The sequence below is a fragment of the Bacillus sp. FSL W8-0629 genome, from assembly GCF_038593225.1.
Lineage (GTDB): Bacteria > Bacillota > Bacilli > Bacillales > Bacillaceae > Bacillus > Bacillus altitudinis.
In genome coordinates, this window is the sequence record NZ_CP151975.1 from 1,023,733 (window position 1) to 1,035,715 (window position 11,983).

10 protein-coding genes are annotated in these 11,983 nt (G+C 41.1%); 8 read left to right on the forward strand and 2 right to left on the reverse strand.

Annotated features, from left to right (window positions below; translation table 11 throughout):
* Positions 1 to 436 precede the first annotated feature (436 nt).
* The 3 genes from NSQ17_RS05195 to NSQ17_RS05205 are packed head-to-tail and all read left to right on the forward strand — an operon-like array spanning position 437 to position 3,144.
* On the forward strand, positions 437 to 1,177 hold the full coding sequence (locus NSQ17_RS05195) for an ABC transporter ATP-binding protein (RefSeq protein ID WP_008348877.1): 741 nt from the start codon (positions 437 to 439) through the stop codon (positions 1,175 to 1,177).
* Complete coding sequence (locus NSQ17_RS05200) at positions 1,170 to 2,390, forward strand: ABC transporter permease (protein WP_135009088.1); 1,221 nt, start codon at positions 1,170 to 1,172, stop codon at positions 2,388 to 2,390. The genes NSQ17_RS05195 and NSQ17_RS05200 overlap by 8 nt, the downstream gene beginning before the upstream one ends.
* Positions 2,391 to 2,436: 46 nt before the next feature.
* Positions 2,437 to 3,144, forward strand: a complete 708-nt coding sequence (locus tag NSQ17_RS05205; protein ID WP_024719995.1) for an EcsC family protein — start codon at positions 2,437 to 2,439, stop codon at positions 3,142 to 3,144.
* Positions 3,145 to 3,172: 28 nt separating this feature from the next.
* Here NSQ17_RS05205 and NSQ17_RS05210 read toward each other — a convergent pair whose 3' ends face one another.
* Entirely contained in the window at positions 3,173 to 4,360 is a 1,188-nt protein-coding gene (locus tag NSQ17_RS05210; RefSeq protein ID WP_144678957.1) for a M20 family metallopeptidase, read from the reverse strand.
* A gap of 495 nt (positions 4,361 to 4,855) precedes the next feature.
* Complete coding sequence (locus NSQ17_RS05215) at positions 4,856 to 5,341, reverse strand: antibiotic biosynthesis monooxygenase (RefSeq protein WP_007497177.1); 486 nt, start codon at positions 5,339 to 5,341, stop codon at positions 4,856 to 4,858.
* Positions 5,342 to 5,468: 127 nt separating this feature from the next.
* Between NSQ17_RS05215 and NSQ17_RS05220 the strand changes: the two genes are divergently transcribed.
* The 5 genes from NSQ17_RS05220 (at position 5,469) to NSQ17_RS05240 (ending at position 11,947) form a co-directional block, all read left to right on the forward strand.
* Entirely contained in the window at positions 5,469 to 7,604 is a 2,136-nt protein-coding gene (locus NSQ17_RS05220; RefSeq protein ID WP_342467920.1) for a transglycosylase domain-containing protein, read from the forward strand.
* Positions 7,605 to 7,728: 124 nt separating this feature from the next.
* The gene (gene hemE, locus NSQ17_RS05225) at positions 7,729 to 8,787 is read left to right on the forward strand and encodes a uroporphyrinogen decarboxylase (protein ID WP_025207037.1); all 1,059 of its coding nucleotides are present in this window, start codon (positions 7,729 to 7,731) and stop codon (positions 8,785 to 8,787) included.
* A 32-nt stretch (positions 8,788 to 8,819) separates the two neighbouring features.
* Positions 8,820 to 9,758 carry a ferrochelatase gene (gene hemH / locus NSQ17_RS05230; protein WP_017366949.1) on the forward strand — a complete coding sequence of 313 codons (939 nt, stop codon included), beginning with the start codon at positions 8,820 to 8,822 and terminating at the stop codon, positions 9,756 to 9,758.
* Between the two features lie 22 nt (positions 9,759 to 9,780).
* A complete protein-coding gene (gene hemY / locus NSQ17_RS05235; protein ID WP_008348859.1) occupies positions 9,781 to 11,193 on the forward strand; it encodes a protoporphyrinogen oxidase in 1,413 nt (470 codons plus the stop codon).
* Positions 11,194 to 11,368: 175 nt separating this feature from the next.
* Complete coding sequence (locus NSQ17_RS05240; protein ID WP_007497184.1) at positions 11,369 to 11,947, forward strand: TetR/AcrR family transcriptional regulator; 579 nt, start codon at positions 11,369 to 11,371, stop codon at positions 11,945 to 11,947.
* The last annotated feature ends 36 nt before the right edge of the window (positions 11,948 to 11,983 follow it).

Genomic DNA, 11,983 nt, shown 5'->3' on the forward strand with positions numbered 1-11,983 from the left:
AAAAGAAAACAGGACAAGCGAACTCCTTTGGTCGCTCATCCTGCTCCTGCAGAAGAAATGCTGATGCTTTCATTTGATATGCCTTTTGAATTCTCTATTTACTGAAATAAAGAATTCATATGCCTGCTATTTCTGCCGTAAACACCTCATTTGACGTTTTGGTTCGTCGTATACATATTTGTATAGGACACAAAAATCAAGAATCAGTGAAGCAAAACAGAAGCTAAGGTTTTTAGATGAAAAACCAATTTGTCATGCGGTTATTGCCTTTAACAAACACCTCATTTACGTATTGGTCATCAAGTTCATTTCTTCTACATACATTATGATGACCAGTATGCCGATGTTTTATTCATGAGTTGTCTATAGGTAAACATTTCAAATTGTCTTTCGTTTTTGGTACTATAAAGGAAAAAAGAAAGAAAGGAACGAACTGATGTCCCTTCTAACTGTAAAAGATGTAACGGGTGGATATACAAAGAATCCCGTTCTGAAAAATATTTCATTTGAATTAGAAAGAAACCAAATCGTTGGTCTCATTGGCTTAAACGGGGCGGGAAAAAGTACAACCATTCGTCATATTATTGGATTAATGAAACCTCATAAAGGGGTCATTGAGCTAAACGGACGAACCCTTCAAGAAGATCAAGAGGCGTATCGTTCACAATTTACGTTTATTCCAGAGACACCTGTCTTATATGAAGAATTAACGTTAAAAGAGCATTTAGAGCTGACAGCGATGGCTTACGGCCTTTCAAAAGAACAATTAGAAGAACGTCTGCCGTCTTTGCTGAAGGAATTCCGAATGGAGAAGCGATTGAAATGGTTCCCTGCTCATTTTTCTAAAGGGATGAAGCAAAAGGTGATGATTATGTGTGCGTTTCTTGTGGAGCCAGAGTTGTATATTATCGATGAGCCGTTTTTAGGGCTTGATCCGCTTGCGATCAACGCACTATTAGAACGTATGAATGCGGCGAAACAAAATGGCGCAAGTGTTCTGATGTCTACGCATATTTTAGCCACAGCGGAACGTTATTGTGATTCCTTTATTATTTTGCATGAAGGGGAAATTAGAGCGAAAGGAACACTGACAGAACTAAGAGAACAGTTCAACATGAGAGATGCGACACTCGATGATCTTTATTTGGAATTAACAAAGGAAGAAAGCTATGAGTAAAACAACGCAAACCATTTGGAAATCACGATTAGAAGAACACGTACAAGAAACAAGAAAATATTTAAAATATATGTTCAACGATCATCTTGTGATTGTGCTCATTTTTTTCCTTGCAGGCGGGGCGAGCTGGTACAGTAATTGGCTGAAGCATATTCCAGCTCACTTCCCATCCTATTGGGTCATGGCAGTTGTTTTCTCATTGGTACTGACTAGTTCTTACGTGCGAACGTTGATCAAAGAGGCAGATCTTGTGTTTATGCTTCCTTTGGAAGCTAAGATGGACCCTTATTTAAAACAAGCGTTTAACTTTAGCTTCATTTCTCAGTTATTTCCTTTGATTGCCGTGTCCATTATTGCACTTCCGCTATATTCGGCTGTCTCCTCAGGCGATCTGATGCTATATGTGCTCATTTTGGCGCAAATGATCTTAATAAAAGGTCTGAATACAGCGATTCAATGGAGAATCACTTATTTTCAAGGGAAACATGTCAGATGGATTGATGCAGTGATTCGTTTTCTGCTCAATACAATGTTAATGTATACCGTTTTACAAGCAGCTTATGCCATTGCCATTGTTTTTTATCTTTTATATGCTGTCTATCTCATTTATCTAACAAATGCAGTAAAAAAACAGCCCTTTCAATGGGAATTGCATATTTCTGATGAGCTAAAACGAAAACAGCGTTTTTACCGCTTGGCAAACTTATTTACGGATGTCCCTCATTTAAAGAAACAAGTGAAAAGAAGGGCGTATATGGACTGGGTCTTGCAGTTTGTCCCTTATGAACAGCGTAAAGCTTTTTCTTATATGTATGTGAGGGCGTTTTTACGTTCAAATGACTATTTTGGTCTTGTGTTTAGGTTAACGGTCGTGTTTGTGCTCATCCTCTTGTATACAGGTGCAGCAGGCTGGGTGGGGGCATTACTTGTCTTGTTTACAGTCTTTATCACAGGTGTACAGCTTGTCCCGTTAACAAAGCATTTTGCTCATCTGTCGTTACAGGCACTTTATCCTGTGTCTCAGCAAGAAAAAGATCGAAGCTTTTTTATTCTCGTACGAAATGTACTCATCATCCAGTCAATTGTACTGAGCTCCGCCGTTTTCCCAGCAGGTGGATGGAAGGGAAGCGGACTTGCTCTTCTCATTTCATTGGTATTTGTGCTTGTCCTATTCAAGCCTTACGTACAAAGCAGATTAAAAAAGATGAGATAAGCATTTTTTACAGCGTGTGTATGATGTCACCAAGGAGGGAACTGGGATGAATGCAGCTGAACGGGAACTGTATGAAGAGGCCATTTTTTTTCAAATGCGTTTTTTAAGAAAACCATCCAAGATCGAGCGGTTTTCAAAAGGCGTTCAGCAGCAAGTGAATCGCCGAATCCCTGCTCGATTTCATCAAGTCATCACAAGTGCGGTGAAAACAATGGTTGAATCCACCGTATCAGGAAGCCATTTTACTTCATTTACAGTCATTGATGAACAATTGTCTATTGTAGAGCGAAATGAGCTGGCAAAGGAAAAGGTGACATATTATCAAAAGGCCGCTGCGATTGAAGGAATTGGCACAGGTGCGGGTGGATTGTTTCTCGGAATGGCGGATTTCCCTCTCCTTTTGAGTATTAAAATGAAATGTCTATATGAGCTTGCTTGTATATATGGATTTGATTTGTCTCAAAAAGAGGAAAGGCTCTTTTTGCTTTGTATTTTTCAACTCGCCTTTTCAAGCAGTGCACACCGTCAAAAAATGATGAAACTCATTGAAGAATGGGAAACAACCCGGGAAGAAATGGATTGGTATAGCTTTCAGCAGGAATATCGAGATTATATTGACCTTGTGAAGCTGTTTCAATTAATGCCTGTGGTCGGTGCCGCTGTTGGTGGGGTGGCAAATCATCAGCTGACAGGACAGCTTGGTGAAGTCGCACGCCATGTGTTTCACTTGAGAGTGTTGAAAGAATCGAAATAGAAAAGCCGCTGGTGGCAGCGGCTTTTTTTTATTCATCGTAGGAAAGGACGGCATGAGCGAGTACCTTTGCTGCGACAGGCATTGCGTTTTCGTTAATATCAAATTTCGGATGGTGATGTGGATACACATCTTGGCTGTTTTTTGGCATAGCGCCTGTGTAGAAGAAAGTACCAGGAACATGCTGAAGGTAGTAAGCAAAGTCTTCTCCGCCCATTTGGGTTTCGGCTTCTTTTACTTCTGTGACTCCTTCTGTCTGTTTGGCTATTTCTGCTATATATTCAGTTGGTGCAGGGTGATTTTTGACTGCAGGATAGCCTCTTACATATTCATAAGTATAAGAGGCATCGTGCATGTGGCAGACACCTTTCACCACCTGCTCAATTTCACGTTCAATGATATGGCGTGCACTCTCTTCAAAGGAACGTGCAGTACCTGTTAGCACGGCCGAATCTGCAATGACGTTAAAGGCATTTTCAGCGACAAATCCCCCTACAGATACCACCGCAGAATCAATCGGGTTGACTTTACGGGCCACGACCTGCTGAAGATTGGCTACAATTTGTGAACCGATGAGTACGGCATCTTTCGTCAGGTGCGGCTGTGCGCCATGTCCGCCTTTACCTTGCACTTGAATAGAGAAACGATCGGCCGCTGCCATAAAGTTCCCGCTTTTATAAAGAACAGTGCCGCATGGCTCTGAGGACCAAAGGTGGGTGCCGAAAATGACGTCAACACCGTCTAAACAGCCATCTTCAATCATTGGTTTCGCACCGCCGGGGGCATATTCTTCAGCGTGTTGATGAATGAGGACGATTTTTCCTTTTAATTGATCTCGGTGCTCATGTAAGATCTTCGCTAAGACGAGAAGTGTTGCTGTGTGGCCATCGTGACCGCATGCGTGCATGACGCCAGGTTTTGTTGAACGGTAAGGTACATCCTTTTCATCATGAATGGGAAGTGCATCAAAATCAGCTCTCAGTGCAATGGTCGGTCCAGGGGAAGCTCCTTCAATAAAAGCGAGTACACCATGTCCGCCTACATGTGTGCGTGTTGGGATATGTAATCTGTCATAATATTGAGCGATGTAAGCAGCGGTTTCCTCTTCCTGAAAAGAAAGTTCTGGATTCATATGGAGATGGCGTCTAATTTCAACCATTTCCTCATAATGTTCATCAAGACGTTCATTGATCCTTTTGTGTAAAGTGGATACTGTCATTGATCCGAAAACCTCCTTTAGGCTCTTTTACTGATTGTATGGTAATTGTTAGAATCTTTCAACAGAAGAGGATGTCGAGAATGACAGAAAAGGTCATTTTACATAAAAGTCGAAGGTTAAGTATGAAGCTTGAAAAAGGGGGAGTGGCATTGGGAAGCTGTCCAAATTGTTCAAAAGCATTTTCTTTCGTCGAAAAATTTCATTTATCGCATACGAGAATGATGCTTTGTCCAAGCTGCCGGCATCAAATCAAAGAAACGTTCGTTTCGAAGATGAGCTTTTTGATGATTTGTTTGATTCCACTGTTGGTACTACTTATTCAGATGAAAGGTGCTTCACCTATGCTCAAATGGCCAATCTTATTAGGGTGGATCTTGCTGAATTTTTATGTACTTCAGCCAATCATTCATCGGTACGAGCTTAGAGATAAGTGTTGAAAGCCCAGCAGAAGGGCTTTTTTTTATGAAAAAAAGAAGTGCGAAAAGCAGCACTTCCTTAATGGTCTATGACGGCATGATAGGATGTCAGATAGGCAGGACGAGAGAAGATGGAGCCAGTATCCTCGTGTGGCTGAAAGAATGCTTCTGACTCTTGAAAGTCTTGAAATAAGTCTTCAGATTCCCAAAGGGTCAATATCAAGTATACTTCTTCATCCTTTTTTGGTCTTAACACACGAAGCGCCTGAAAGCCGCGCTGGTGTTCTGACATGTTTGTTTTTTTCTGAAAGGTGGATTCAAAAAGTGCTCTGCTTTCGAGCTTTACAGGGATATGATTCAGCGTGACAAAGCCAGATTGGACGAGCTCACCTTTTGTATAAATCACATCATAGGCATGGGGTGCTTTAAAGACTGTCTCACCCTCCGTTTCATGAAAAAGAGCTGCTTGTTCCTTACCGACCGTATAAAGCAGATTTTCAAGATGATGTTTTTTTGCGATTTTTTGCAAAAAGTCTGCTGTTCCATATGTAATATAGAAATTCATCTAAACCGCCTCCTGCTTGATAGTATAACAAAAGAATGATATATAATTCTTTGGTAGTCAATCCATAAAACATATTATGAAGCAATACATCCCATACTATCCGTATAAAGGAATGAGGTGACCTAATTTGAAGAAAAAGAAGATAATCATTCCATTAGTCATTGCAGGAAGTACAATCGTGCTTTCATTTATTGGCTATCTGACCATTTTATTTTTAGGACATTATGTCATAGATGAGAAGAAGCTCGTTTTTCACGCTTCCTCGAAAATCATTGATCAGAATGGAAAAGAACTCACAAGCATGTATTCAGAAAATCGGGACCCTGTGTCATTAAAAGAGGTCCCAGATAAAGTGGCGAAAGCTTTTGTTGCTGTAGAGGACAAGCGCTTTTATGAGCACCACGGAATTGATGCACAATCGATTTCAAGGGCGGTTTATCGAGATATATTAGCAGGTGGAAAGGTAGAAGGCGGCAGTACCATCACCCAGCAGCTCGCCAAAAATATCTTTCTCACAAATGATAAAACGTTTCTTCGAAAAACAAAAGAAGTCATTATTGCGATCAATTTAGAAAGAGATTATTCAAAGGACAAGCTGCTTGAAATGTATTTGAATCAGCTTTACTTTGGTCATGGCGTCTATGGGATCCAAGCAGCAGCCAATTACTATTTTAGTAAAGATGTAAAAGATCTCACTGTCAGTGAAGGAGCTACACTTGCTGCCATGCCAAAGGCACCTTCAACGTATTCCCCTGTTCTACACCCAGATAAAAATAAACAAAGACGGGATACCATCCTGAATTTAATGAATGAACAAGGATATTTGTCTTCTACAGAAACAGTTGAAGCAAAAGGAAGAACACTTGGTATTCATTTAAAAAAGAAATCAGAAACCCCTTGGGTGGACAGTTATGTAGATCTCATGATTAAAGAAGCAGAATCACAGTATTCGATTTCGCATGAACAATTGCTTCAAGGCGGCTATACCATTACGGTACCAATCGATATGAATTTGCAAAAAGTTGCCTATGATGCAATGAAAAACAATCGTTATTTCCCGGGAAAAAGCGGGTCACCTGAAGGCAGCGCTGTGTTTATTGACAACGCATCTGGTGGTGTAAAAGCAGCAATAGGCGGACGAGAATATCAGGCAAGAGGCTATAACAGAGTCACAGCTGTTAGACAGCCTGGTTCTGTCTTTAAGCCGATCGCAGTATATGGTCCAGCGATGCAGGAGAAAAAATTCAGACCGTATTCACTGCTTGAGGACAAGGAAAAAAGCTATGACGGCTATTCTCCAAAGAACTACGATGGACAGTACGAGGGCAGGGTCACGATGGTAGAGGCTCTCATGAAAAGTAAAAATACATCTGCCGTATGGACGTTAAGCCAGCTTGGCATCGATACGTCTAAATCCTATCTTGAGAAAATGGGGATGGATATTTCGGATAAAGGACTTGCCATAGCGCTTGGTGGTCTAGAAAAAGGGGTTTCTCCATTGCAGATAGCTGGAGCATTTCATACATTTGCAAATGAAGGCGTTTATAAAAAGCCGTTCTTCATTCAGAAAATCACGAATGATGATGGAGAAACCGTTGAAAAAAATCGAAACAAAGAAGAACGAGTGTTTAGCGTACAAAATGCTTGGAATATGACAAGAATGCTTCAACAGGTCGTCAAAGGCGGAACCGCTCAGAGTGGATCATACGCTGGAGATTTGGCTGGTAAAACAGGGACAACTACGTATTCCGGTGTCAAAGGGGCATCGAAAGATGCTTGGTTTGCTGGCTACACGCCTAGTACAACAGGGGCAATCTGGATGGGGTATGACAAAACGGATAACAGTCATTATTTAACTGGCGGCAGTCAGTATCCAGTGCAGTTAATGAAAGATATTTTAACGACAGCCCAAATAACCAATGAAACCTTCCAAAAACCAGAGGGAATTAAAGAACTTCAATCGCCAATCCATTTAGAAGGACTGTCAGGCTTTGAAGCACGTTATGCATTTAAAATCAAAGGGCTCTTTACATTGGAGCTGTCATGGGATGAACAGGAAGACAAACGCGTTGAATATCGTATTTATGAAAAAAGAAATGGAAGCGAGACCCTGATCGATTCTGTAACAGGAACTAACAGCTACACAATGCCGTATGCAAATGTGTTTTCAGATGCGCAATATAAGGTTGTTCCATACAATACTCAAACACAAGAAGAAGGCGAAGGCAGTGCTTATATCAAGCCAGAGGCTTTTGGACGTTAATATTCGGCGATTTTTTGAACATTGAGCCGCTTTAGTATACCGAGCCTTGAAAAAGCGGTATAGTAAAAGCAGTGTTTGAGCCTTATACAAAGAGAGTGTGAGGCGAAAGGTGGAATGAAAGGTAATGGGAAAAACGAAGGCTTTTAATGACACGTTCTTAAAGGCGTGCAAAGGGGAAAAAACAGACCATGTACCGGTTTGGTATATGAGACAGGCAGGACGCTCGCAGCCTGAATATCGTGCCCTTAAAGAAAAATACGGGCTATTTGAAATTACGCATCAGCCAGAGCTATGTGCTTACGTAACAAGACTTCCTGTAGAACAATATGGTGTAGATGCCGCTATTTTATATAAAGATATTATGACTCCGCTTCCAGCTATTGGAGTGGATGTTGAAATTAAAAATGGAATTGGACCAGTGATTGACTCGCCTATTCGGACAAAGGCAGATATCCAGCGTCTTGGAGAGCTTCATCCTGAAGAAGACCTGCCGTATGTGCTTGATACGATCAAGCTGTTAACAGAGGAGCAGTTGAATGTTCCGCTGATTGGTTTCGCAGGTGCACCTTTTACGATGGCAAGCTATATGATCGAAGGCGGTCCATCTAAAAATTATCATAAAACAAAGGCGCTCATGTACAGTGAGCCAGAGACATGGATGCTTTTGATGAATAAATTAGCCGATATGACGATCACATACATACGCGCTCAGGTAAAAGCAGGCGTCCGAGCATTTCAAATCTTCGACTCTTGGGTTGGCGCTTTAAATGCAGCAGATTACCGGACGTTCATTAAGCCTGTCATGCAGCGTATTTTCACAGAGCTGAAGTCTGAAAACGTACCAATGATTATGTATGGTGTCGGTGCGAGCCATCTGGCCAAAGATTGGCATGACTTGCCGCTTGATGTCGTTGGACTGGATTGGCGTATGAGTATAGACGAAGCGCGAAAAGAAGGCTTAACAAAAACGTTACAAGGAAACCTTGATCCAACGATTTTACTTTCTCCTTGGGAAGTGATTGAAGAAAGAGCAGCAGCGATTTTAGATCAAGGGATGAAATCAGATCAATTCATCTTTAACTTAGGTCACGGGGTATTTCCTGATGTCTCACCAGACACGTTAAAGAAGCTGACAGATTTTATTCACGATTATTCAGCTAAACATAAAAAGACATCCATCTAAATGATTTCAAATGATCTGAAGGAGTGTTGGTTGTGGAGAAAAAGAAAATGGGGCTACTTGTCATGGCATATGGCACCCCATATAAAGAAGAAGACATTGAACGTTACTATACACATATCCGTAGAGGCAGAAAGCCAGAGCCGGAGATGCTGCAAGATTTAAAGGACCGCTACAAGGCAATTGGCGGCATTTCTCCTTTATCAAAAATTACAGAACAGCAGGCAAATGGTTTGTGTGAACATTTGAATGAGATCCAAGACGAGATTGAATTTCATGTATACATTGGGTTAAAACATATTGAGCCTTTCATTGAAGATGCAGTCGCTGACATGCACCGAGATGGCATCACAGAAGCGGTGAGTATTGTCCTTGCACCGCACTTCTCCACATTTAGTGTGAAATCGTATAACAAACGTGCACAAGATGAAGCAGAAAAGCTTGGCCATCTGAACATTACTTCTGTTGAAAGCTGGTACGATGAACCGAAGTTTGTGGACTATTGGGTGAAACAAGTGAAAGAGACGTATGCATCCATGAGTCAGGAAGAAAGAGATTCAGCAGTGCTGATTGTGTCTGCACATAGTCTTCCTGAAAAAATTATTGCAGCAGGGGACCCATACCCTGATCAGCTTGCACAATCTGCAAAAATGATTGCTGAAGGTGCAGGAATTGAGCATTATGAAATTGGCTGGCAAAGTGAAGGCAATACGCCTGATCCATGGCTTGGACCAGACGTACAGGATCTCACGCGTGACCTATTTGAGCAAAAAGGCTATAAAACATTTGTATACGTGCCTGTTGGATTTGTCGCTGATCACCTTGAAGTGTTATACGACAATGATTATGAATGTAAAGTCGTCACGGATGAAATTGGTGCAGCCTACTATCGTCCAGAAATGCCAAATGCGAAACCAGCATTTATTGATGCACTGGCAGCAGTCGTATTAAAGAAGCTTAATGAAAGCAAGTAATCATATAAAAGAAGGCGATCCTATGCATGACAATCAAAAACACCTTGTCATCATTGGCGGTGGCATCACGGGTTTGGCCGCCGCCTTCTATTTGGAAAAGGAAATTGAAGAAAAAGGCCTTCCTATCCAAATATCTCTTATTGAAGCGAGTCCTAGGCTAGGTGGAAAAATTCAAACATTATATAAAGACGGTTATATCATTGAACGTGGACCCGATTCATTTTTAGAAAGAAAGGTTAGTGGACCCCAGCTGGCAAAAGATGTTGGCCTATCTGATCAGCTCGTCAATAATGAAACAGGGCAAGCGTATGTATTAGTCAATGAAACCCTTCATCCGATGCCAAAGGGGGCTGTCATGGGCATTCCAACTCAAATCAGTCCTTTCATTACAACTGGGCTTTTTTCAGTTGCCGGAAAAGCACGTGCAGCGATGGATTTCGTTTTGCCAAAAAGCAAACAGACAGAAGATCAGTCTCTGGGGGAATTTTTTAGAAGACGTGTGGGTGATGAAGTGGTGGAGAATTTAATTGAACCGCTACTATCAGGCATTTATGCTGGTGACATTGATCGCCTGAGCTTAATGTCTACCTTCCCGCAGTTCTATCAAACAGAACAGAAGCATCGCAGTTTGATTCTTGGGATGAAAAAATCACAGCAGCATGCAAAAGCGCAACAAGTGACAGCGAAAAAGCAAGGACAGTTCCAGACAATCAATCAAGGGCTGCAAGCACTTGTTGAAGCGGTCGAAAGTAAACTCAAGCTGACGAAGATTTACAAAGGGACAAAAGTGACCCAGATCGAAAAAGCCGAGGGAGGCTATGGCGTTCAATTAGACAGCGGTCAAACGCTTTTTGCAGATTCTGCCATTGTGACAACTCCTCACCAATCGATCTATTCCATGTTTCCAAAAGAAGCAGGGCTTGAATACTTGCATGACATGACATCGACTTCTGTTGCAACAGTTGCACTCGGATTTAAAGAAGAGGATGTTCACAATGAATATGATGGTACTGGTTTTGTCATCTCAAGAAATAGTGATTTCTCCATTACAGCATGTACGTGGACAAATAAGAAATGGCCTCACACTGCACCTAAAGGAAAAACATTGCTCCGTGCATACGTTGGGAAAGCTGGCGATGAATCAATTGTCGAACAGTCTGATCATCAAATCGTGAGCATCGTGCTGGAGGATTTGAAGAAAATCATGGATATTAAAGCAGATCCAGAGCTGACGACAGTGACTCGCTGGAAAACAAGCATGCCGCAATATCATGTGGGTCATCAAAAACAGATTTCGACGATGCGAGAAACGTTTAAGCAATCATATCCTGGTATTTATATCACGGGTGCTGCATTTGAAGGTGTTGGGATTCCTGATTGTATTGATCAAGGGAAAGCTGCCATCTCAGAAGCTGTATCTTATCTATTTTCATAAAAAACAAACTCCCTTTTCTGTCATGGAAAGGGAGTTTTTCATGTTCGTATGTTTAGAAAAGAGTGGTGAATAATAAAATTGAACAAAGTTGTTGCATCTGAGGAAAAGGATGTGGTATATTACTTTCTGTACTTAATGACCGAAACGTTCAAATAGTCATTTTGGGAGTGAGATCATGAGTGTTGATAGGAGACAAATGATTTTAGATGGAGCAACAAAGGCATTTACCCAGTTCGGGTATAAAGCCACGACAATGGACCTTGTAGCAAAGCTTGCCAACGTTGGAAAAGGAACGATTTATACTTTTTTCAAAAACAAAGAAGAGCTGTTCGATGAAATTTTCACATCACTGTTAATGGAGATGAGGAAAATTGCAGATGAAGCAATAGATGAGAAGAATAGTTTCTCAGAAAACCTTCATTTAGCACTCTTTGCAATATTAGAATTTCGAAAAAACCACCAGCTTACAATTAAAATCTTTCAGGAAAATGCGGAGCTTGGCACATCAGCAGTGAAAGAAATGATTGAAAAAATGGAGCAGATGATCATTCGCTATATTAAAACAAAAGTAAAAGAAGCGATTGAAAAAGGCGACATTAAGCCCTGTGATCCTGAATTGACGGCATTTGTGATGGTGAAACTATATATTGCACTTATTTTTGACTGGGAAAAGCGATATGAGCCTTTAACAAAAGAAGAGGTCGCTGAATCGCTCGAGCTTTATGTACTAAAAGGACTGTCTGCAACAACATAATTTTTTTTGAGTTCAAATGACCGAATTCTTAATTTA